This window comes from Chryseobacterium sp. BGA-UO-ETr-SB22 (genome assembly GCF_059567885.1).
On the sequence record NZ_JCAQOV010000005.1, the window covers coordinates 3,070,533 to 3,094,589 of the forward strand.

The window sequence follows — 24,057 nt, forward strand, 5'->3', positions numbered from 1 at the left end:
TAAAGGCGCAAATTTATACTAATTTTATGACGTCAAGAATTTTTCTTCATGAATATAATAAATGAAAAAACTTCCTTTCGGAAGTTTTTCTCTATAACTATTTTACGTACATCGCTTTTTTGATTTCCTCTTTTACTTTTTCAAGTTTAGGGAACCATTCTGCAAATAATGCTGCAGAGTATGGTGCAGGTGCATCAGGAGTAGTAATTCTCTTGATAGGAGCATCTAAATAGTCAAATGCTTTTTGCTGTACCATATAAGTAATTTCAGAAGATATAGAAGCAAATGGCCAAGCTTCTTCTAAAATAACCAATCTATTTGTTTTCTTCACTGATGCCAGAATAGTATCAAAATCAAGAGGACGAACTGTTCTAAGGTCAATAACCTCTACAGAGATTCCTTCTTTAGCCATATCTTCAGCAGCCTGTAAAGCCAGCTTCATGATCTTACCGAAAGAAACCAAAGTAACGTCTGTACCTTCTCTCTTGATATCTGCTTTTCCTAATGGTAAGTAGTATTCTTCTTCAGGAATTTCCATTTTATCTCCATACATCTGCTCAGATTCCATGAAGATAACTGGGTCATTATCCTGAATTGCAGTTTTCAACAACCCTTTCGCATCGTAAGGATTTGAAGGAACCACTACTTTAAGACCAGGAATGTTTGCAAACCAGTTCTCAAAAGCCTGAGAATGGGTAGCTCCTAATTGTCCTGCAGAAGCTGTAGGTCCACGGAAAACAATTGGACAGTTCCATTGCCCACCACTCATCTGACGGATTTTTGCAGCATTATTGATAATCTGATCAATTCCTACCAATGAGAAATTGAATGTCATATACTCTACAATTGGTCTGTTACCATTCATCGCAGCACCCACAGCAATTCCTGTAAAACCAAGTTCTGCAATTGGGGTATCGATTACTCTTTTAGGACCAAACTCATCCAGCATTCCTTTTGAAGCTTTATAAGCACCATTGTATTCCGCAACTTCCTCCCCCATTAAAAAGATGGATTCGTCTTTACGCATTTCCTCGCTCATTGCCTGTGCAATTACCTCACGAAAAGTATATTCTGCCATATTTATTCGAAAAATTTAGACTACAAAAATAGTGAATTTTTATTATACACATCATAAAAAGGCTTTTCATTTGAATGATGAAGTTATAATATTAATTTTATTTAAAACTGATTATTCTCTTGTAGACTCAGTTCTGTGTAGTTTTCAATAAGGTCATGAAGAAATTCCTATCCATTCTTTATATACAAAAATGACACCTCATTTCTGAAATGTCATTTAAAATTCTATTTAAACTTATATTAATTCATTTTCTCCCAAACCTGGGTTCTTCCTAATAGAGATAATCCTAAGTAACCTCTTACATTCAGCTTATCTCCGCTTCTTGTAATGGTACACTTGTATGTTTTCCCTGTTTTAGGATCTGTAATTGTTCCTCCTGTGAATTCATCACCATCTTTTTTCAGTCCTCTGATGATCTCCAGTCCTACAATTGGTTTCCCTTTTCTGTCATCCTTACAAGCTGAACAGTTCGGATCAGCTGGTTTTACCAACAACTGGGAAACTTTCCCATAATATTTTCCATCTGATTTTTTGAATACTTCAACAATAGATTTTGCCTGTTTTGTCTCATCATCTATCGTTTTCCACTTGCCTTCTATCTGAGCAAATGTAAGTACACCACATAAAGAAAGCGCGAACGTTAACAATATTTTTTTCATATTTCTTATAGTTTTAATTTTAATACAATATTCTTATCTACGTATTGATAAAAATATAAATTAATTTTCAACGAACAAAAACTTTTATTATACAAAGCATAAAGAGATGATGAAAGTCGAAATAGCAAGACTATAAAAAGGCTGATTTGCCAATTAATCTACTAGTCATTTAGCATTTCCTCCTATGTATCTTAATACAGTTTCCTGTTAATCACTCTATCCATATAATCCTGATACCAGGCTTTTGCAGTTAGTTTTCCCTGTTCTACTTCAGGAGTTTTAACTTCATTGATCAGATTTTTCTCAAGGCTCAGGTCAGATTTATTATAAACTCCGATAATTTCTTTTCCGTCAAAACGGTAAATATAATTCCCTATCATGAACTGATCTGTGCTTCCATCTGAATTTACAACGATAAAAGGGTATTTTTTATCACTTACCAAACTTCTTCCCCAGCTTCTGATAGGTTTGTTATACCCAATAAGATCAGCCAATGTAGGATATATGTCTGCCTGCTGTGCGATTTCCTGGCTGACTCCTTTGAGCTGATATGCAGGATTCGGAGAGTAGAAAACCAATGGAACGGCATAACGGTTCATCGCTCTTTCATATTCTGGATAATACACCTGATTGGTATGATCTCCGGTGAAAACAAAGATCGTATTGTTATACCAAGGCTGCTTTTTCGCAGTTTCAAAATACTGTTTGATAGCATAATCTGTATACTGCATCGGCTCATGTATTTCGATCTTCCCTTTTTTAAATTTGCCGTTATATTTTTCAGGTATCTTAAAAGGGTGATGTGATGATGCGGTGAATACCGTAGTCATGAAAGGTTGTTTCTTCCCGACATTCTTAGCAAAATACTGTAGGAAAGGCTCATCCCAGATTGCCCACATTCCATCAAAGTCTTCATCATGATTGTATTCTGTTTTTCCGAAATAGTGTTTAAATCCTAAAATATTTCCAAATCCCAGGAATCCCATAGAACCATTTGGTGCTCCATGATAAAACGAAGTATCATATCCCAGATCATTACAAACCGAAACGATAGACTGAATTTTCTGATTGGAATAAGGTGATCCTGTAAAGGCATCAGTAAGACTCGGAATTCCGGCCAAAACACTGCTCATCCCATGAATCGACTGTCGTCCATTGGCAAAAGTATTGGGAAAAATAAGACTCTGCCCAGCCAGGCTATCCATAAACGGGGTGTAAGAAACGTAATCTTTAATATTTTTATCTTTATTAAAAGCTCCTGAATATTCTCTTCCGAAAGATTCTACAATGAAAATAACAATATTGGGACGGTTTTCTACTTTTCTGTCATATACTTTATAAGGCTGTACATTTTCTTCAATATATTTTTTATCTACGAAATGAACTTCCTTAAAATTATTGGTATTTAAAGTCCTGAAAAAGGAAAATGTACTGTTGAGCACCATGTTTCCCTGCAGCGGATTGGTTACAAAACGGGTAGCATCCACCATATTAATTGGCCTTGTACTATGTTTGAAATCTCCTCTGATCCCTCCTACAACCAATACCGCAGTGATACACAGCGTAACAATGGAGGTAATAAAGTAAGGAAGTAATTTCAAAGGCTTCACCTCCTCCACTTTTACTTTTTTGTAAAGGAAAACCCACAATCCCATTAAAACAATAAACCAAATCAGCACAAAAGGATGCTCTCCTACAGAAATCATCAACGTTTGGGAAACATTAGATTCATGTTCAGCCACCTGAAATATGGCAGAGGTAAGTCTTGCCTGTGCAAATTTATAGTAAATGAAATCACCAAAGTTCATCGCATAAGCTATCCCATTGGTAATAAAATACAGCCAGAAAAGAACTTTTTGAAAGACTTTCTTTGTATTAATGACCAAAGGCAACAAACTCAGAAGTATAAACAATGCATTGACATATAAAATAGCAGTGGTATCGAAAGCTGTACCATGGAAGGCCAGCTTTATATATTCTGAAACAGAGTCAACTTTAATCAGATCTTTATTAAAATACCAGAATAAAAGTCTGGCAATCTGATAAAAAACATAGGCTAAAAAAATCCTGTAAACTAATGCCAGAACTTCCTGTTTTCTAAATCCTTTTAAAAATTTCATGGGGCAAATTTACATCAAAATCACTTTAATGCATTTTTTAGTGCAGATTATTTTGAGTTAGAATTTTTAAAAACTGTAATTTTGTGGTTATGGATTTTATAAAGAATAATCTGGCCAATGCCTTAACCCTGGCTAACTTATTTGCAGGCTGTGTAGGGGCAATACATCTAATTTTAGGAGATTATCAGACTACGGCAATCTGCCTTATTCTCTCTTCGATTTTCGATTTCTTCGACGGCTTTGTAGCCAGAGCTGTAAAATCAAACTCCAATCTGGGACTTCAGCTGGACTCTCTTGCGGATATGGTAAGCTTTGGAGTAATTCCGGGACTTACTATGTATAAAGCACTTGAACCCTTTGGTGCTGAGCTTCTTGGGATTCATTTTCCGTTTGAAATCAAATATCTTGGGTTGATTGTTACCGTATTTTCCTGCCTGAGACTTGCTATCTTCAACCTTGATGAAGAGCAGCGTTATTATTTTAAAGGATTAAATACGCCTACCAATACCGTTTTATTGTTTGGTCTTTATTATGCATTTAAAGAAACCGGAACTTTTAGCTTTTTATTTGATAATGAACTGCTGCTTATTCTGCTGACTCTTCTTACATCATGGCTTCTGATCAGCCCGATTAAGATGATGGCGATGAAATTCAAATCCAAACAATTAAAAGACAACTATCCTAAAGTTGTATTGCTTGTGGGAGGTGTTGCTATTCTTGCCTTATTTCAGGTAGTAGGAATTCCGATGCTTGTTATTTATTATATAGTAGTGTCTCTTGTTTTTCAGGGACAATTAAAATAGAAATTAAACAATTTACATAAGGTTTTTATCACCTTATTTTAAGTAAAACACACTTTCAAATTATTAATGATCAACATGAATTTAAAACTCCATAAACCGCTTTGTATTTTTGATCTTGAAACAACAGGAACCAATATCGGAAAAGACAGAATTGTTGAAATCTGTATCTTAAAAGTAAATCCTGATGCTTCCAGAGAAAGCAAAACATGGCGTATCAACCCGGAAATGCTTATTCCTAAAGAAAGCAGCGAGATCCACGGGATCTATGATGAAGATGTAAAAGATGCTCCTACATTCAGGGATATTGCTTCTAAAGTGATGGAAATGATTACCGGAAGTGATTTGGGAGGATTTAATTCCAACAGATTTGATGTTCCTCTTTTGGCTGAAGAGCTTTTAAGAGTAGGAATGGATTTTGATCTGAGTAAATTCAGATTGGTAGATGCACAGACTATTTTCCATAAAAAAGAACCTAGAAACTTAGGTGCTGCTTATCAGTTTTACTGTGGAAAAACATTAGAAAATGCGCATTCTGCAGAAGCTGATGTAATGGCAACCTTTGAAGTTCTGGATGCACAAGTAGGAAAATACGATGATATTCCGAATGAAATAGCACCGTTAAGCGAATTTACATTCCATAATAAGAATGCGGATCTTGCAGGATTTATCGGATATAACGAAAAAATGGAAGAAGTTTTCAACTTTGGAAAATATAAAGGCCAGGGAGTGAAAGCAGTATTCCAAAAAGATTTAGGATATTTCGGATGGCTTCAGAATGCTGACTTTCCGTTGTATACGAAAAAGGTTTTTACAAAAATTCAATTATCTAGCAGGTTTTAAAAATGTCTGAACTGGTTCGTTTTAAATTTTATGAAACTGCCCTTGAAGCTAACAGGGACAAACAGATATTGGCTGAAAACGCCATCAATAGTTTCATTGCAAATGAGCAGCTGATCCAGTCAGATTGGCTCCTGTCGCAGGCTGTTGGCGGCATACAGCTTCAGGTATTTGAAGAAGATCTGGAAAAAGCCAAGCAGGTATTACAGGATTATAAGGACAATGAACAGTATTCGCTGGAAGTAGAACACACCATTGAAGATCCTGAGTTTGATTTTGTCTGTCCTAAATGTGGTTCCAATCATATTTACAGGGATGACAGTGCCACCAGCTTTTTTGGCATTTCTTTTCTGACGAGCCATAAATTCAAATGTTATTATTGCGGAAATGAGTTCTCCCATTAAGGTTTAATATGGTCAAAAAAATTGGAAAGATTTTTCTCGTTGTTATTCTTGGCTTTCTTCTTTTCATAATAGGAAAGTTCATATTGGTATGGAACAGCGTAGAAGTTGATCATAGTCTAAGCCAGAAACCTCTTTTTAAATCTTTTGATCAGCAAAAACAAACAAGTATTTGGGGTTCGGAGAGTGAAGATATTAAAACCAATGATTTTAAGACAAAATCAGACAGTATAAGTCCAGCATATTATACGTGTTCTATTAATGAAAATCCAATGCTAAACGTTACATTTTCTGTTGGAGATGGTTTCAGCGGTGGTGGTTTTCAGATAGATATTTTTCAAAACAGATATAAAATCTCTCCCTATTCTTATACTGACGATGTAAAACTTTTTGATTTTTTGGACACGGGAGAATATTATAAAGTTTTGGACAGTAAAGTTATTCTGGATAAAGAATCTTATCAAAAAGGAGATAGTATCTTCGGATATACTGAACTCAAAGTTCAAAGAAGATATGGTCCTGAAAAATATATAGAAGAAGGTAAAGGATATTTTAAAGGTAAAGTAAATTAATTAAGTTATGAAAATAATCTGCATAGGAAGAAACTACAGTGAACACGCAAAAGAATTAGGAAACGAAATTCCTGAAAATCCTGTTATTTTTATGAAACCGGATACGGCAGTTCTGAAAGGAAATGATTTTTATATTCCTGAGTTTTCAAATGATATTCACTACGAGCTTGAGGTGGTATTGAAAATTTCTAAGGGAGGAAAATATATCCAGAAAGAAACAGCCAACAAGCATTATGAAGAAATAGGTCTGGGAATAGATTTCACGGCCAGAGATCTTCAGAGTGAGCTAAAATCAAAGGGACTTCCATGGGAACTTGCTAAAGGTTTTGACGGTTCTGCTGTGGTAAGCAGTTTCTTTAAAAAAGACAGTTTCAGTCTTGACAGCCTCCAGTTTTCATTATTAAAGAACAAAGAAAAAGTACAGGATGGCAATACAAAAGATATGATGTTCAATTTTGACGATATCATTGCCTTCGCTTCTCAGTATTTCACGTTAAGGGTAGGTGACCTTATCTTCACCGGAACTCCAAAAGGAGTTGGAAAAGTAGATGAAAATGATATTCTGGAAGCGTATCTTGAAGAGGAAAAAATCCTTGATATCCGAATATTATAAGTATTTAACACCAGAGTCTGACAATTTTTCCCTATCTTTAGGTAACAAAATTAGAGGTTATGATAAATATTGTAGTACCCGTAGATTTTGGGGACAAGACAGACCAATTGGTAGACGGTGCCATAAAATTTGCAAAACAGCTTAACGGCAGAATTTACCTGATCCACGTAGCACCATCAGACATTGGCTTTGCCATTGGTGATATGGGATTTCAATATTTTCCTGAAGTAGAAGCCAACGAAATCAGAGAAGAGCTGGTACAGCTTAATAAAATTGAGCAGAGAATCATCGCTCATGATATCGATTGCGAACACCTTTTAAAACAAGGGCTTGCCAAAGATATTATTCTGGAACATGCAAAGGATAAAAATGCAGATTATATTGTGATGGGATCACATGGCAGAAGCGGAATATATGATGTATTCGTGGGAAGCTTAACCAAAGGAATTACAAAAAGTTCAAGTATTCCTGTGCTGGTACTTCCAATTCACGACTAAGAAAAAGAAAATTTTAATCGTTAGTAATAAAAAAACCGATCAAAGCATATTGTTTGATCGGTTTTTTACTATATAACCAATTAATTAACCTTCTTTTTTGTAGATATTCGGATCGTAGTAAGGATTCTTACCTTCCGTTGGAGAATAATAGTCTTTGTCTTTGTCCCCACCTAGTGTTACTACAAGTACATAGCACCAATAAGTAAATAATACACAACAAACTGTAAATAAAATCCAGTTTAAAACATTTCCGAAAGTATCAAAGAAACCGAAAGTCCATTTGAAAACTTTGCTTAAGAATAGAAAGAAAGACGTCATTATTTTCCTTTTTTAAATTAACTTTGTACAAATTTATAAAAAATGTTTAAATTACTTTCAAAAGAAAGCAATATTTTTTCAATTCCTGTTTATATTGGTTTTCTTCTTTTAGTAGTCGTAATATTTAACATACTGAATTTCAATACTTATGAAGCTATTGTTGCCGGAATAACTTTTCTGGGAATTGCTTTGGGATATTTTTGTTTTCACAGTATTGCCCTTAATTATCAGACGCACCTTCCATTATTCTTATATACTTTTTTCATTTTTGGGCTGTATCCCGGAAATCTGGATATAGGAATTGCGGTTTCTCTGCTTACAAACTCCTTTCTTATCCTTCTTCTGACAAGTGCGGATGAAGATATCAGAAAGAAGTCATATGTACTGGTAGGATCTATTGTAGCATTGAACTTTATTTTCCTTCCTACCACCTGGCCGATGGCTGTTTTTGTGATCATCCACGTGATTGCGACCTCTGCCAAAATCACATTGAATCTTTTCAGATTCCTGCTCGGGATCGTTTTGATTACCTTCAGTTATTTTTCTGTGATGTATTTCGTTCAGTTTACTTCCTGGAATATAGATTATTTTCCGTTTGGAAAGATGAAGCCTGTAACGGATTATACGGAGCTTCTGCCACTGATTCCTGTGGTTCTAATGCTTATTTATGCGGTATATGACCATTTTAAAAACTATAATAAGAAAAGCCCGATAAGCAGGTATAAATATACTTTCCTGTTGGTTTTTTCTATGGCCCAGCTTGTTTCCATCATCCTGTATATGAATAAGAGTTATGAATATCTGCTGCTTCTTGCATTTCCTTCAAGTATTATTCTAAGCAGAATGATGAGATTTTTACCCAAATATTGGATGCGTGAAGCCAGTGTATGGCTTATTATTATTAGTTTACTGACCTTTAAAGCAGGTACAGTTTTTGATTTATTTTAAAAAATTATGATTCAGATAGACGATAAATTGATTTCTGAGGAAATTTTTTCCGAAGAATTTGTTTGCAACCTTACGAAATGTAAAGGTGCATGTTGTGTGGAAGGTGATGTAGGAGCTCCGTTGGATAAAAACGAGCTTGAAGTATTGGACAGTATTTTTGATAAAATAAAACCTTACCTTACCCAGGAAGGCATCAAAGCCCTTGAAGAACAAGGAACATGGACTACTGATCCGCACGACGGAATGTATGTTACTCCTATGGTGGAGAACCGTGAATGTGCTTATGTAACGTTCGACGAAAAAGGAATTACCAAATGTGGTATTGAAAAAGCATATGAAGATGGCGCTGTAGAATGGCAAAAGCCGATTTCGTGCCACCTGTACCCTATTCGTATTACCGAATATTCTGCATTCACTGCTTTGAATTACCATGAATGGAATGTATGCAGCGATGCGTGTACGCTTGGAAAAGAACTTCAGGTTCCTGTTTATAAATTCTTAAAAACTCCATTGATCAGAAAATACGGCGAAGAATTCTACAATGTTCTGAGTGGAGCTGCTGACGAATGGAAAAAAGAATATGGTTCTTAACCGATCAGGATTTGAATTAAATAACAAAAACCGCAGAGAAATCTGCGGTTTTCTTATTGTCAATAAAAAGGCTGACTAGTTAGCTGCTCCTGCTTTTACAGTAGTAACTTCTGCTTTCTTAGTTTCATCTTTTTTAGCTTTTTCCCAACCGTCTTCCGGCATCAAAGTCGCTACAATTCTACCTTTTGTAAGATATTTTTTAGCAACATCCTGAAGATCTTTTACAGTAAGTGCCTTTACTTTCTCCTGGTAATTCAGAATATCATATTTATCACTTCCGTCTAACTGGTTTTTAGCAATAGCATTCATCCAGAACATATTGTCTTTTAGTTCTGTTTTATTGTCATTGTATTCTCCTTCTTTGTACTTATCCAGATCTTTCTGTTCAGGACCTTTATCAATCAGCTTCTGAAGCTCAGTAATAGCACTCTTCGTCAGTTTATCTGCATTTTCCGGACCACAAGGGAAGTTAATTCCAAAGCTGTAAGTACCATAAGGAATTCTATTCATACCACCTCTTGCACCTCCACCGTAGATACCGCTTTCATCTTCTCTCAGTTTTTCGATGACCTTGATGGTAGCCACCTCTCCAAGAGCAGATAATGCTAAAGCTTCTTTTTCGTTATAAGGAGCTTCTCCACTGTATGAGATAGACACCATACTCTTCGGATCTTTTCCTTTTTTATATACTTTTGTGTAATCTCCGGTAACTGTTCTGTATCCGGTATCTTTGAACATTGTAGTTTTTCCTGATGATGGTAAGCTTGCAATATACTGAAGGACTTCATTTTTAAACTTCTCTTCATCAATATTTCCTACGAAATAGAACTGGAAGTTTCCGGCATTGGCAAATTTATCTTTATAGATGTCGTATGCTTTTTTATAGTCAGTATTCGCCCAATCTTTCTCCATTGGGAATACACCAATAAATCTAGGATTCTTCTGGTTCATGAATTTTGCATGCTCGTTAGAGAAATAAGCCTGTGGATTAGACAACAGATTATTCAGCATAGCAGACTGCTTTTCTTTGTATGCATTGAAGGAAGCCGGATTGTAATTTAAGCTTGTAAAATAAGCATACATCAGCTCCATCGCTGTTCCTAAATCTTTTTGTGCAGTTCTTCCGGAAATACCTTCAAAAAGAGAGGTTACCATTGGATTTACACTCACCTGTTTACCAGCTAAATAATTAGTAAGATCCGCTTTTGAGAATCCTCCAACTCCTGCTTCTGATAATGCAGAGAAAGCAAACTGTGTCTTATTGTAATCCGCATCCGGAATAAGAGAACTTCCTCCTAAACTTCTTGCAGTAAATACAATTTCGTCATCTTTAAAGTCGGTTTTCTTGAAAGTCACTTTAGCACCGTTGCTTAATGTCCAAGTTGTTGTCCCTAGCTTGGCATCCGTTTCTGTTTTAGCAATTTTCCCTTCAGATTTGAAAGGTTTTACAAGATTTTTGATCGTAGCCTTTTCTTCATAAGGTTTTAGATCAGCCATTTTCACAGTATCAAATGTATTCAAAACCATTGCTTCTGTAGGCATGGTGATATTATCTTTTTTAGGACCTGTGATCACAATTACCCTGCTGTCATCTTTCACCATTTTCTTGATGATATCGTTGGTCTGTGCAAGGGTAACAGATGGTAAGAACGTTTTTGTATCTTCATATTCCCATGCAATTCCAGGTATTGGCTCCTGCTCCAGGAAGTTTCTTACATACTCACCTACCAGCATGTCACTTTCTGTCTTATCTCTGTTGTTATAAGATCTTTCAAGGTTAGAAAGTACTTGAGATTTCGCTCTGTCAAGTTCAGACTGGGTAAATCCGAATCTTTTTGCTCTTTCCACTTCTTCCAATAAAACCTTCAATGCACTAAGCTGGCTTCCTTCTTTTACCATGGCAAATCCCTGGAAAGCTTCTTTGCTTCTTGCATAGGTTCCTCCGTGGTATACTGACCCGAAAGTAAAAGGCGGGTTTGTAGAGTTGATCAGTTCTCTCAACCTATTGTTTAACATCGTTGTTGAAAGATTTTCCACAAGACTCTGATTGTACTGCTCTACCGTTACGTCCGGCTTATAAGCATCAGCATCTTTCATGATAAACTGTACCATAGAATTGGTAGCGTCAGGATCTGTTTCAATTGCTACCAGAGTTTCTTTGTGGTTTGGAAGGTCAAAAGATTTTCTTTCTCTGGGTTTTGAAGGGTTTTTATATTTACTGAAGTTATCTTTGATCTTCTTCTCAATTTCATCCACATTGATATCTCCTACCACGATGATCGCCATCAGATCCGGTCTGTACCAGTCCTGATGGAATTTTCTGATCACGTCAGGTTTGAAGTTTTCCAACACTTCTTTTTTACCAATCGGAAGTCTGTCTGCATATTGAGATTTATATAAAAGCTTTGGAAGATATCTATCCATCATTCTCTTATCTGCACCAAGACCCAGCCTTAGCTCTTCCAATACAACTCCTCTTTCTTTATTGATCTGTTCATCAGAAAGGGTTGCATTGAATGCCCAGTCTTCCATTACTTTCAGTCCGGCATCTAAATTCCCTGGTTTATCCAATGGAACAGGAAGCATGTAAACCGTCTCGTCAAAGCTGGTATAAGCATTAAGGTGTTGTCCGAATTTCACGCCGATAGACTGTAAAAAATCTACTAATTTATTATCTGGAAAATTTTTGGTTCCGTTGAAGTTCATGTGCTCCATAAAGTGAGCCAATCCTCTTTGATTTTCATCTTCAAGAATAGATCCGGCATTGATTGCCAGACGGAAATCTACTTTTTTCTCAGGTAAGGTGTTTTTTTTGATGTAGTACTTCATTCCGTTGGAAAGGGTACCCATTCGCACAGAAGGATCCACTGGAATATTCTGTCCAAAGGCATTTGCTGACATCAAAAAGATGACCGCAAATGAAGATAAGACTTTTTTCATGGTATTTGATTTTATTTACAGCTTAAAACTACCAATTATTCACAAAATGAGGAAATTATGGAATCTGTTTTATAGTTAAAGTTGAGTTAAATTTATTTATATACTAAAAAAACCGGGCTATACCCGGTTTTAATATCTTAAAAAAGTGACTTTTTATTTAAAATCAGCATCCGTAACTCCGGAATTGATTACAACTTTAGTAGTTTTAATCGTCATTTTCTGACCTCCTCCTTCAGCATCTACTTCAGCAGGGAACTGCAATCCATCTACGGTCATGTAGCTTTTAATGGTAGCATTTCCTTCTCCTGCATTGGTTTTGTACAAAAGTCCGGTTTTTGCATCGAAATAAAACTTTCCTTTGTCTGAAGACAATACATTATAGTCTTTTCCGTCTAATTTTTCTGTTGATACATTTGGAAAATTAGAGGCATCAAAAGCTAAAGCATCAATTGGCTTTCCTTTTTTCAACTCAACAAGTTTATCTGCAGGAATATCCGTTTTATTTCCCATCTGATCAAAGTATCCCTTCTCACCATCGAAAAGCTGAATCATTTCTTTTCCCATCAGTGATTGTACAGATTTGAATTTATTTCCTAATTTTTTAGTAGTCATTTGAATTTCCATTCCCTGCACAGAAACTGTGTTATCAGTAATGGTAGATTTTACAGCCTCCAATTTATCTTTTCCTCCTAATGCTTTGAAATAGTTATCAACAACTTCTTTAGAGGTCAGTTTGGATTTTACAGCTTCTGTTTTAGCAGATGCAGCTCCTTTCTTCTGAGCTGCTGCCGGTACTGAAAAAAGTACAGCACAGAAAAATGGAATGATGATCTTTTTCATATTTATAATAAAGTTTAAAGGGTAAATATAGGAATATTGACGGACATAGGAATAAATAATGAGTGATGAGTAATAAATGATGACTGATGAGGGATTAATCTTTGGGTAGAGGCATAATAAAAAAAAACCGTCAAAAAAATTGACGGTTTTCAAATATTTATATCGAAGTATAATTATTTCTTAAGTTCTTCTAAAAATTCGTCGTGAGAAATTTTAGTTTCTTTTTTGCTCGCTTTTTCAAGAATTACATCTTTCAATTTAGCCATAGCAACTTCAGAAGAAATTTGTCTTACCTGCTCTTGATCTTTCAACATTTCAACAGCATATTTTTGAACTTCTTCATCACCAAGGTGGTGGATTCCGTAGATTGCCAATTGGTTTTTAACTAACTGCTCAGCCTGAGCCAATACATCAGCATAGTCAAGGTTGATTTCGTTTTCAGTCATCAATTTACCTTCGATAATCTGGTATCTCAATTGGTTTTTCTCAGCTTCAAGAATTTCTTTAGCCTGATCTTCAGACTGGATATTCTGATTAGAGAATAATAACCACTTCACAAGGAATGATTCAGGAAGTTTTACTTCTTCTTTGTCAGTTACTTGCTCTAATACTTTATTCACAAAGTGAACATCAGCATTTTGCTGGAAGTACTCGTCTAATTCAGTTTTCACTTTATCTTTAAGTTCTTCTTCAGTCTTAATGTTTCCTTCTCCGTATACTTTGTCGAATAAGTCCTGGTTAAGTTCAGCTAAGTTTAATGTATAGAAATCTTTTACTTTTACTTCTAATTCATTGTGGTGTAGGTGTTCTACTTCTTCTTTGCTGAATCCTAATTCTTTAGCTAATTCTTCGTCACCTGCAAGAGTTTCTTTAGTTACTTTTACAGATCCGTCCATTTTCAAACCTTTTACCAATTTGAAAGCTTCTTTGTTTTCACCAGTAACGGTAAGATTTTTTGGGTGGTGGTGGTGCTCTCCTTCAGCATCTTCTTCTACAACCTGAGAAACTTCTAAAGCAATGTAAGAATCTTTAGTGATTTTATCTTGAGGAACCTGCTCAGCGAAACGCTTCTGCATGTTTTCAATACTCTTGCTGATTTCTTTGTCAGAAGCTTCTACTTTGTAGTGAGGTGCTTCATATTTAGCTAAATCTATAGTGAATTCAGGCTCATATCCTACTTCGAAAGCAACTTCTATTTTTTCAGCGTTGTAATCTAATTCGTTTACTGGCTGAGGAACAGGCTGACCAACTAATCTTAATTTGTTGTCATTAACATAGCCGTTTAAAGCATCAGAAACTTGTCTGTTGATTTCTTCAAACGCAATACCTGCTTCATATTGTTTTTTAACCATACTCAAAGGCACTTTCCCTTTTCTGAATCCAGGAACTTGCGCATTTTTAGCATAATTAATCAACTGCTTCTCTACTTTTTCTTTGTAGTCAGTTTTTTCCAATGTTACTGTAAGCAATGCACTTACGTCATCATGGTTTTGTGCGGTAACCTTCATTATTGATTAAAATTTTAGGTTGCAAAAATATGAATTTTTTATGAGAATCATCCATTTAAAATCAACTTATAACGCCAAATATTGTTAAATAAAAAACCACCGGAGAATTCCGGTGGTCCAAACAAGATTAAAGGATATATTAATTAATAATATTATAGTTTGCCTGTGCGTCTGTTTCACCTCCGGTATGTGTTCCATAGACAACTCCGTTTCCGCTCACAGCAGAAGCTTCAGAAACGGTTACCGGCTCATGGAATAATGTAAGAACCAGCTGACTAGGAGCAGATGCATTTTTTACAGCAGTATTTACTACCCATTTTGTTTTCAACCCAACACGGCTTCCGTCTTTTCTTGTTGAATTGGCATCATCAGTACGCGTTAAAGTAATATCTGAGTTTGGAAAGTTATACACTAAGAAATGTTCATCTTTTGCATCTTTAATTTCCTGCGTAGCATCTTCGTCCCCATTTTTGAAAATAACTTCTACGTTATAGGTATGTCCGTTTATTAGTTTAACATTCGGGTTCGTTGTACTGTTCACCTGATAATCATAAACGACAGGAGTTCCTGTAGCTTCATCCGTTACTCTTAAAAGAACATCTGAAAGTTCTTCCTGAGGAAGGTCATCCGCTTCATCATCACTTCTGTTGCATGAAGTTAAGCTTAAAGAAACAGTTAAGAATAAAAGTCCTAATATAAGTGTTGTATTTTTAAAAATATTTTTCATTTTTTTGATTTTAAGTAATTAAAATTGATATTTAAGAGTTAAAATAAAGTTTCTTCCCATCTCGTTGGAAAAGAAACGAAGTCTGTTCAGATAATCTCTGTAAGACTTATCGAATACATTCCGAACTGAAAAATCAATTCCGAAATTTTTAGACAGATTCACCCCTGTCTGAATATTCCAAAGGGAATATCCGCTTGGAGGTGTAGAAATATCTACTTCTTCATTATAAGCATTTCCGTCTGAATCAAATAATCTGATTGGAACGTTATAAGTAGGAAATCTTGTTTGTTTTAAATAAGTATTATTACTTACTGTAAAATAAAAACCTTTCCATTCTTTTTTATTGAATTCCAATGAATTATTAAAATTCGGAGGCATCATGAGAATAAGTGGCACATCGTGAGTTGTATCTTGGCCATAAACATAGGAACCGCTTCCTTTGTAGGTCAGATTATCTGTGATTTTAAGCTGGGCATCAATATCTAACCCATACATTTTTGCATTGATCTGCTGATAGTTGTAGACTACAAAAGCTCCACCCCACTGCGTATTCTGGTATCCTGTAGGAATCTGGTTGATGAAATTCTGGGTATAGAAAAAGTAAGGGTTTACAGAAATATTCAATCCTTTTAAAACATTTGCTTTGATGTCTGCAACTAGATTGAACTGATTTCCCGTTTCGCTTTTCATTCTCATATCTCCTCTTTCAATAATGGCAGCAGAATGGTGAAGTCCATCTGCAAAAAGCTCTGCAATATTCGGAGACCTCGAAACTCTGGCATAATTGAATTTCAAGTCAAAATATTCAGATGGGTGATAAACAAGCCCTCCATTCACTGAGATATTATTATAACTTAAAGATGGTTTTGTAAGAATTCTGTTTTGGTTTATTCTTACTACAAAATCTGAATAGTCTGCTGCATATTGTTTATTCCAGTCGCTTAGATCATACCATTTTGTTACATCATAATGATCATAATCGTATCTACCTCCCAATTCAAGATCCAATTGAGGTGCAATTTTATATTTTAATACTGAATAAATTCCTGCATAATATCTGTCATAATTAGGAACAAGTCGTCTTGCCTCAGTCTGAGTATTGGAATAATTGTTTTGATAACCTACATTAATTCCTGTTTCAAGATTCCATTTTCCTCTTTCTATCAGATGATTCACATTCAATTCATTGGTTATCAGTTCAAGATCCAAAGCTGGCTTTTTACTCAGCTCTTCCGTACGTCTGATATCATATTCTTTTCTATGATTGTACTGGAAACTGTAAGTAGCCGTTATTTTTCCGAAATTTTCAAACCTTTTATATGCAGATACTTTAGCAATATGATGCTCAATTTCCTGTTTAGGATTGTCAATATCATAACTAAAATCCCTTTGATAAACTGGTTGTGGTGCTGTAAGAGCATTACGCAAATCTTCAGAATTCCCTACATGAGAGCTTCTAAGGATTCCCACAGTACTCTTTGTCAGATAATAATCAAAAGAAAAACCTTTTTCAAACGTCATCTTCTGAACTCCAAAATTAAATCCTGAACTTTCTAGTCCGGTATTCATCAAGCCATATTCCGGAGCTTCAAGATCTCCGAGTTTTTTATAGCTTCCATTGGTTTTAACTGCCCAGCCGTTTTCCCAGGTTTTTGCCAGTTTTACATTAAGATCAGCTCCTCTTCCATTGGAAATTCCAGAAAGGGAAACATTCCCCATAATGGTATCTTTCTTAGGCAAGATCTGAGGCTGTAAAACAACAACTCCGCCTACAGCTCCACCTCCATATTTCAAAGCAGATGCCCCTTTTATTACATCAATATGTTCAAAATTATTGACGTCTACATTGGGTGCATGCTCCACACCCCATTCCTGTTCGGCTAGTTTTACTCCATCATTCAGAATAGAAACTCGACTTCCATAAAGCCCATGGATAATAGGTTTTGCAATATTATTTCCTGTCTTAAGAACATTAACACCGGAGATGTTTGTTAAAAGATTTCCAAGGTTTTCGGTAATATTTCGTGAAATCATTGATTTATCAATAGTTTTCACAACCATACTTCCGTTGTTCTTGTGACTTCCATGGATGGTAACCGTTTCAATATCTTTGACATGGTGTTCCAGCGTAATAACCAACTGGACATCCTGATCAACTCCTATATTTTCAGTATAATCATTGCAATCAGGATGTTGAGCAATGAGTGTATACTTCCCTGCAGGAATTTTGTCAAAAGAAAATTTACCTTTTTTATTGGTTTTAGCTGTAAAATTTCCGATTTTAATCACAGCATTTTCCAATAAGCTTTTATCGTGAAAATCCTGAACGGTTCCTTCTACAGTATAGGTTTTTTGTGCACTTATAAATACTGATCCGCAAAAGATCAGCAGCAGGCAATATATCAATTTCATTGTAAATAGATTGATTGCGTACCCTTTCAACAGGGTACAATTGTCGTTAAAATTTGTGGGAAGGGTTGGGTTTGATTGTAAAATGTAAAAAATAAGATGTATTAATAATGAGAAATCAGAGGTTAATCATTGAGGTCTTTTATACATCAATAGAAACTAACAGCTGTTTTTCCAACAACTTAATATTTTGAACATTAAACATTGAACTTAAAGTATCAAACTTTAAACCCTATAGAATCTAAGAATTATGAAATTGCGGGCGGTCCCCGAAGCTGAAAAGTGAATTTGGTCTGAGACCAAATTTTCTCCTGAATGGTGATGATTTGTTTTACCTCATGGCTGTAATGCTCAAAAGTAAAACTGAATTCTTCAGGAGCTAATGTATGTCCGGTAACCAAAAAGTGGCAGGCCAGACAATCGCCAGCTTTCTCTTTAGTAACTGCTTTCGTCACCGTATTCTCTACTTTTTTAAGATTGAAAGCCTTAAAATAATCTACAGAATCGTGATGGTGAAAGCTTTGAGAAAGCAGCGCAAGGAAGTACACTCCAAACAATAGCTTGGAGATAAAACTCTTTAGGTTTCTGCTTTCTTTAAAAATCATGGTTCAAAATTATGAAAATAATTTAATTGTTTCCTTAAACTTTTATTAAATTACTTATGACTATTGATAATAGGTAGAAGTGAAAAGGATTTTGTTACAAAAAAAATGCTTCATAATTTTTAGTTGATGAAGCATTTCTATTTTATTTAATCAAGTTGGGTACCAAGATACTCCCACTCCTGCAGGGCTGCATCCAGCTCTTCCTTAGCTTTATTGTATTTTTCTAAGGTTTCATCTGAAGGATTTTCTTTGGCAAAAGAAGCTTCCATTTCTTCTACTTGTGTTTCAAGCTCAGAAATTTTCTCTTCTACTTTTTTGATTTTATTCTGTATATTTTTCTGTTCTTTGCTGACGATAGCTGAAGATTGACTGCTAGCAACTGGTTTTTCTTCCACTTTCTTAGGCTCTACTTTTACTTCCTGATGAAGCTTCGCTTTTTCTGCAGAAATCTCTCTGATCGTTTCTTTTTGTCTGTATTCAAGATATTCGTTGATGTCTCCAAGGAACTCTTTCATACTTCCATCACGGAACTCATAGATTTTATCACAAAGCCCCTGAAGGAATTCCCTGTCGTGCGAGATAACAATCAAAGTACCCTCAAAATTCTGAAGTGCCAGCTTAATAATCTCCTTAGACTGAATATCCAGGTGATTGGTAGGCTCATCCATAATCAGCGTGTTGAAAGGACGAAGCAATAGTTTACAAAGTGCCAGACGGTTTCTCTCCCCTCCGGAAAGTACTTTTGTTTTCTTGGAAACCGCATCTCCCTGGAAAAGGAAAGATCCTAATAAATCTCTTACTCTAGGTCTTGTCTCTTCTGTTGCTGCATCTTCTGCTTCTTCAAGAACCGTTTTATTAGGGGTTAAAACCTCCTCCTGATTCTGTGCAAAGTATCCGATGTTGACATTGTGCCCAAGATTCCAGTCTCCTGAATAATCTTTAATATCACCTGCTAAAATTTTAGCTAAAGTTGTTTTCCCTTGTCCGTTCTGCCCTAAAAGAGCAATTCTGTCTCCTCTCTGAACGATGAAATCTACATCATCAAAGATTTGTTTCTGTCCGTAAGATTTTCCAAGGTTCATTGCTTCGAAGATTACTTTCCCCGGAACCATAGACTGTACGAAACGGATATTGAATTTTGAAACGTCTTCATTATCAACTTCAATACGTTCTATTTTATCTAATTTCTTAATAAGTGACTGTGCAAAAGATGCTTTTGTAGCACTCGCACGGAACTTATTAATATTGTCTTCCATCTGTTTGATCTCCGCATCCTGATTCTTTTTAGCCTGAATCAGTTTTTCACGGCGATCTTCTCTCATGACAAGATATTTGGTATAGTTGGCTTTATAGTCGTCAACCTTTCTGTTATTGATATCAAAAGTACGGTTACAAACCGCTGTCATAAACTGTTTATCGTGACTTACAAGAACAATAGCTCCCGGATAATCTTTAAGGAAGTTCTCCAACCAGATGATAGATTCCATATCCAGGTGGTTGGTAGGCTCATCGAGAAGCATAATATCATTCTTCTGAAGAAGTAATTTTGCCAATTCTATTCTCATTCTCCAGCCTCCGGAAAACTCATCAGTGATTTTTTGGAAATCATCTGCTTTGAATCCTAAACCAAATAATACTTTTTCCATATCGCCTTCAAGATTGTAGGCATCATGGTTCATTAAAAGGTCATTCAGCTCGGTCATTTTATTAATCAAATCCGTGTAGGAATCACTTTCGTAGTCTGTTCTTACAGTCATTTGGTGATTCACTTCCTCAAGCTCGTTTTTCCATGCATTAATCTGCTCGAAAGCCTGCATCGTCTCAGCCCAAACGGTTCTTCCTTTTACGAAATCAAGATCCTGTTTCAGGAATCCAATGGTAACACTTCCTTCAGTGACCACTTCTCCTTCGTAGAAATTAATTTCTTTGGACAGCATTTTCAATAAAGTGGATTTCCCCGCTCCATTTTTACCTACCAGACCTACTTTATCATCCTTTTTAATGGTGAAACTGACATTTTGAAATAAATAATTTCCTGAATGATGTAATCCTAAACTTTGAACCGAAAGCATCTTAATTAATAATTAGTAATGAATAATGAATTTTCGGGTGCAAAAATACGGAAAAAGAAATGAATAGCCCAGAAATAAAAAAAGCTGCCCGAAATAGGTAGCTTTTTCCTTTAAATGTCACTGATGTATACAATTTTTATCCAGCCGTAAGCGGTGGTGTTTTTCTTCCCGCTTCAACCATTGCAATCATCTCTACAAGCGTTTGTGCACCCTCTTTGTAGGTTACCTGCTTGATCCCATGGTGAGATCCTATTTCATGTTGCAATTCGTTCAAAGTAGTAGCCTGAGCCATTGTCATCTTTTTGCTACCATTTTTGATACTGATCTCGTATTCAAAAGTCTCTAAAAGTTTTTTTGCTTTCTTAAGCCATGCTGAAACTGTCATAATTATTTTGTTTTTGGGGTGATGTAATGATTCGATATAAGGATTTTCATATTTCACTTATAGTCTTATTTTGAAGCTTCGTGAAATGAACAATTCAAAATAACGAGAATTAAAATCCAAAAACTACAGTATAATATACCAAATCTAAAATTCAGTACTTCTACCCAATTACTCTCAATATATGATAAATAAAAGGGAACATCTAACATGATGTCCCCTAACCTAAATTTAAAACTGAGAAGCGTTAGCACTAATTCTTAATTTCATTGAATGTAATAGCTGCCGGTGTTTTCAAAATGGAACGAAGCCAGATATCATTATTGGGAACATTGGTTCCGTAAAGAAAATCTGCAACAAAACTGTCTTCCGGCAGATGCAGCTCAACGGAAAGTCTTGTCCGGCTGGTCTGATCAACGGAAGTACTGCTGGAAACATTTAATCCGTTATTAATCAATTCAATATTAATTTCCCGCTGCGATCTTTTCAGGAGGCTGTTGCTATATAAACCGAAATTTGCAGAAATGTGGGTATAATCGGCAAATTTTCCAAAATCATAGATTGGCTTTTTACTGACTGAAAGATCTTTTATATATTCTTTTATTTTGATATAAAAACGACTGAGAAAAGGATGTTTGTTATAATCTATTCCAAAATATGCATCATTTTCTGTACTGAAAATGGATACTTTAGCATTGGTTTCTTCCAGCATCAATTTTCCATATACTTTTGAAAGATCATTGTATACTTTATCCCGGCACACATAGGCCTGCGAAAGACCATTATCCGTTTCTACTTCATATCCGGAAAGCAAGGTATCCCAGATTTTATTGCCTTCAGCATTGGTTTTCTCATTTCTGATATCTGAAACATAATGATGCAGATCATCCATATGAATAAAATCTGTTGAAATATAAACAGATTGCGGTCCTTCCAGATATCCTCCTCCAATATCAGCATGATCTCCCGGTACAAAGATTTCTTTCCAAACGGAAGATGTATTTTCCGATTTCTGGTCTTCCATTGTTTTTGAGTTCTCAAAAAAGCCGGTAAGCGGAAAGAAAAACCGACTCTCATTGACTGCACAGATATGCAAAGCATTCTCTACCTGAGCAGGGATATTGAGATTATAAGTATTGAAAGGTTTGGATTCTACCGTATCAAAGACTCCTAAAAATTTTATTCTACAATTTTTCAGAGAATAATGAGCCAAAAGCTGGTTGCAGAAAGTTCTTGCCAGCATCCCTCCTCTCCCGAATCCGTATAGATAAAAATGATATTCTATTGCCTGATCACGGGTAACCTGCTGTACAAAATCCCCGGCTTTCTGAAGTTTATCATCGGAAGAGTATCCGTTCCCATAGGGTGGGTTTGCACATGTTGCCATCGCAAAATTATTATCTTCACTGCCTGTTACGGTTCCAATTCCTTCGATATATATTTTTTCATCCCCAGTAAATAAACTGTATAATTTATAGATATTGGTGAAAGTACCATAATAGCTTTCATTGTTGTTCAGCGGTTTATCCGGTGAAAGAATATTTACCCCATTATTTCCTGTACCGTCAAAGAAAATCCCGACGGAAATCACTCTACTGCCATTCATGTTTTTACTTTAATTTTTTATTACAGATCTTGTTTGTGTTTTTTCAAATAAAATCCCTAAAAGAGACATTTCAAAATAACAGAAGAAAAACAAGGCTAGCTAGAGTGAAAAGTACCAAATAAAAAAATCCGTATTTCTACGGAATCAGATTACATTTTTTCAAGGGAATAAATATTGTTAATAATAGCATAAATCACTATTCCCACAGTATTTTTAGCTCCAATCTTCTCCAAAATACGCTGCCTGTGGCTTTCTACAGTTCTTGGACTGATAAAGAGTTTTTCTCCTATTTCGTTGTTGGTAAATTCCTGGCAGATCAGTTTTACCACATCTTTTTCTCTTTCAGACAGCTCATCTTCCATTTCAAAAAGAGAATTTTTCTTGGCAGATCCGTTCATATAGGTAAACAGCATCTGATGGTCTTCTGCCGTGAAGAAAACTCCATTTTTATCAACCATCGTGATGGCATCAATAAATGTTTTTTTATTTGAGTTTTTGGGAAGAAATGCTGATACTCCCAGCTTAACCATGTATCCGAGAATAGAGGTTTTGTAATGGGATGAAAGGATAATAATTTTAAGATCTGGATATTTTTCTTTCAGGATTTCTACCAGTTCAAAACCGTTCATAGGCTTCATCTGAACATCTACAAGGGCAATATCAGGAAATTCATCTTTTGAAAGTTTTCCGAGGTCATCTATAAAATCGGGGCCGTTATCTGCGGTAAGGCATACCGATATATTTTTTTCATTGGACAGCAACATTTTTACCCCTTCGAGGATCAGCTGTTCATCATCAATCAGTGCTAGTTTGATTTGGGAACTCATGATATTTTGGAATTTTTATGATTAAACGACTTCCTTTTTTTAAAAAAGTTTTTTTCCATTTGTGTGTTGCGTTCATTGATTTGATACGGGATTCTATATTTTTGATTCCCATTCCTTTTTTTACCTCTTCATATTCAAAACCTTGTCCGTTATCAGAAATAATGACCGCCATATTTTCAGGATAATCTTTAATATAGATCCAGAGATCTTCAGCATCTGAATGCTTGATCACATTGGTGGTAAATTCCTGAATAATCCGGTACAGCTGAACTTCTACGAAAAGATCTTTTTTTTCATATCCCGGCATTACCTGCAGGGAAATATTAATTTTATGGGAAAGGTTGGCTATTAATTCTTCAACGTATAAGACCAATCCTACCGATTCCAGGTTTACAGGGTATAGTGAATGAGAAATACTTCTGGCAGCATCAATCAGAGAAGACATCTGGCCATAGATATTTTTTTTTATCAGGTCATCACCTTGGGTATCGAGGTTATTCAGCCATAGAGAAAGAATATTGAGCCGGTTTCCAATATCATCATGAATCATTACTGCTATTCTTTTTCTTTCTTCTTCCTGGGCTTTGATGTTTTCCAGCACTAATTTTTTCTGATGGAGAACTTCGGCCTCATGCTGTACGCTTTTCTCTTTAATAATTCTGGTTATAAAAGCTCTGTAGGCAAGCAGAATAAAAGATACTATA

Annotated in this window: 23 protein-coding genes; 8 read left to right on the plus strand and 15 right to left on the minus strand. The window is 35.5% G+C overall.

Translation table 11 applies throughout. From position 1 onward, the window contains the following. Window positions 1–97 precede the first annotated feature (97 nt). The 3 genes from AC57AW_RS21320 to AC57AW_RS21330 form a co-directional block, all read right to left on the minus strand. Window positions 98–1,078: a pyruvate dehydrogenase complex E1 component subunit beta gene (locus AC57AW_RS21320; protein WP_047378880.1), complete on the minus strand. Its 981-nt coding sequence runs from the start codon at window positions 1,076–1,078 to the stop codon at window positions 98–100. Window positions 1,079–1,317: 239 nt separating this feature from the next. Then, a complete protein-coding gene (locus AC57AW_RS21325) occupies window positions 1,318–1,737 on the minus strand; it encodes a DUF2147 domain-containing protein (RefSeq protein ID WP_318846703.1) in 420 nt (139 codons plus the stop codon). A gap of 191 nt (window positions 1,738–1,928) precedes the next feature. Continuing rightward, a complete protein-coding gene (locus AC57AW_RS21330) occupies window positions 1,929–3,857 on the minus strand; it encodes an LTA synthase family protein (protein ID WP_496353492.1) in 1,929 nt (642 codons plus the stop codon). Between the two features lie 89 nt (window positions 3,858–3,946). Between AC57AW_RS21330 and AC57AW_RS21335 the strand changes: the two genes are divergently transcribed. The 6 genes from AC57AW_RS21335 (at window position 3,947) to AC57AW_RS21360 (ending at window position 7,580) form a co-directional block, all read left to right on the plus strand. After that, window positions 3,947–4,660, plus strand: coding sequence for a CDP-alcohol phosphatidyltransferase family protein (locus AC57AW_RS21335; protein WP_496353493.1), 714 nt, complete (start codon window positions 3,947–3,949; stop codon window positions 4,658–4,660). Window positions 4,661–4,735: 75 nt separating this feature from the next. Beyond that, window positions 4,736–5,500, plus strand: coding sequence for an exonuclease domain-containing protein (locus AC57AW_RS21340; RefSeq protein WP_318846700.1), 765 nt, complete (start codon window positions 4,736–4,738; stop codon window positions 5,498–5,500). A gap of 2 nt (window positions 5,501–5,502) precedes the next feature. Continuing rightward, window positions 5,503–5,901 (plus strand): putative signal transducing protein, encoded by a 399-nt coding sequence (locus AC57AW_RS21345; protein WP_496353494.1) that lies wholly within the window; start codon window positions 5,503–5,505, stop codon window positions 5,899–5,901. A gap of 8 nt (window positions 5,902–5,909) precedes the next feature. After that, on the plus strand, window positions 5,910–6,470 hold the full coding sequence (locus AC57AW_RS21350) for a hypothetical protein (RefSeq protein ID WP_496353495.1): 561 nt from the start codon (window positions 5,910–5,912) through the stop codon (window positions 6,468–6,470). A gap of 7 nt (window positions 6,471–6,477) precedes the next feature. Next, window positions 6,478–7,083 carry a fumarylacetoacetate hydrolase family protein gene (locus tag AC57AW_RS21355; RefSeq protein ID WP_318846697.1) on the plus strand — a complete coding sequence of 202 codons (606 nt, stop codon included), beginning with the start codon at window positions 6,478–6,480 and terminating at the stop codon, window positions 7,081–7,083. Window positions 7,084–7,142: 59 nt separating this feature from the next. Continuing rightward, window positions 7,143–7,580 (plus strand): universal stress protein, encoded by a 438-nt coding sequence (locus tag AC57AW_RS21360; RefSeq protein ID WP_318846696.1) that lies wholly within the window; start codon window positions 7,143–7,145, stop codon window positions 7,578–7,580. Between the two features lie 84 nt (window positions 7,581–7,664). On the opposite strand, the gene AC57AW_RS21365 is transcribed toward AC57AW_RS21360, so the two are convergent. Beyond that, entirely contained in the window at window positions 7,665–7,898 is a 234-nt protein-coding gene (locus AC57AW_RS21365) for a DUF6341 family protein (RefSeq protein WP_318846695.1), read from the minus strand. 42 nt (window positions 7,899–7,940) lie between these two features. Between AC57AW_RS21365 and AC57AW_RS21370 the strand changes: the two genes are divergently transcribed. Further along, the gene (locus tag AC57AW_RS21370) at window positions 7,941–8,846 is read left to right on the plus strand and encodes a DUF6427 family protein (protein WP_047378892.1); all 906 of its coding nucleotides are present in this window, start codon (window positions 7,941–7,943) and stop codon (window positions 8,844–8,846) included. A 6-nt stretch (window positions 8,847–8,852) separates the two neighbouring features. Then, entirely contained in the window at window positions 8,853–9,437 is a 585-nt protein-coding gene (locus AC57AW_RS21375) for a DUF3109 family protein (RefSeq protein WP_318846694.1), read from the plus strand. A 75-nt stretch (window positions 9,438–9,512) separates the two neighbouring features. Here the strand turns inward: AC57AW_RS21375 and AC57AW_RS21380 are convergent, their stop codons facing one another. The 11 genes from AC57AW_RS21380 to AC57AW_RS21430 form a co-directional block, all read right to left on the minus strand. Continuing rightward, entirely contained in the window at window positions 9,513–12,377 is a 2,865-nt protein-coding gene (locus AC57AW_RS21380) for a M16 family metallopeptidase (protein WP_496353496.1), read from the minus strand. 153 nt (window positions 12,378–12,530) lie between these two features. Continuing rightward, on the minus strand, window positions 12,531–13,217 hold the full coding sequence (locus AC57AW_RS21385; protein WP_496353497.1) for a hypothetical protein: 687 nt from the start codon (window positions 13,215–13,217) through the stop codon (window positions 12,531–12,533). A 173-nt stretch (window positions 13,218–13,390) separates the two neighbouring features. Continuing rightward, a complete protein-coding gene (locus AC57AW_RS21390; protein ID WP_318846691.1) occupies window positions 13,391–14,725 on the minus strand; it encodes a trigger factor in 1,335 nt (444 codons plus the stop codon). Between the two features lie 139 nt (window positions 14,726–14,864). Beyond that, on the minus strand, window positions 14,865–15,452 hold the full coding sequence (locus tag AC57AW_RS21395) for a hypothetical protein (protein WP_496353498.1): 588 nt from the start codon (window positions 15,450–15,452) through the stop codon (window positions 14,865–14,867). A gap of 18 nt (window positions 15,453–15,470) precedes the next feature. Then, window positions 15,471–17,864 carry a TonB-dependent receptor gene (locus AC57AW_RS21400; protein ID WP_318846689.1) on the minus strand — a complete coding sequence of 798 codons (2,394 nt, stop codon included), beginning with the start codon at window positions 17,862–17,864 and terminating at the stop codon, window positions 15,471–15,473. Between the two features lie 245 nt (window positions 17,865–18,109). Beyond that, entirely contained in the window at window positions 18,110–18,466 is a 357-nt protein-coding gene (locus AC57AW_RS21405; RefSeq protein ID WP_496353499.1) for a hypothetical protein, read from the minus strand. Between the two features lie 146 nt (window positions 18,467–18,612). Further along, a complete protein-coding gene (locus tag AC57AW_RS21410) occupies window positions 18,613–20,538 on the minus strand; it encodes an ABC-F family ATP-binding cassette domain-containing protein (RefSeq protein ID WP_496353500.1) in 1,926 nt (641 codons plus the stop codon). Between the two features lie 136 nt (window positions 20,539–20,674). After that, a complete protein-coding gene (locus tag AC57AW_RS21415) occupies window positions 20,675–20,923 on the minus strand; it encodes a hypothetical protein (RefSeq protein ID WP_318846686.1) in 249 nt (82 codons plus the stop codon). 250 nt (window positions 20,924–21,173) lie between these two features. Next, a complete protein-coding gene (locus tag AC57AW_RS21420) occupies window positions 21,174–22,526 on the minus strand; it encodes a T6SS phospholipase effector Tle1-like catalytic domain-containing protein (protein ID WP_496353501.1) in 1,353 nt (450 codons plus the stop codon). Between the two features lie 149 nt (window positions 22,527–22,675). Then, window positions 22,676–23,353, minus strand: a complete 678-nt coding sequence (locus tag AC57AW_RS21425) for a response regulator transcription factor (RefSeq protein ID WP_318846684.1) — start codon at window positions 23,351–23,353, stop codon at window positions 22,676–22,678. After that, on the minus strand, window positions 23,322–23,954 hold the full coding sequence (locus AC57AW_RS21430; RefSeq protein ID WP_318846683.1) for a sensor histidine kinase: 633 nt from the start codon (window positions 23,952–23,954) through the stop codon (window positions 23,322–23,324). Before AC57AW_RS21430 ends, AC57AW_RS21425 begins: the two co-directional genes overlap by 32 nt. Window positions 23,955–24,057: the final 103 nt, after the last annotated feature.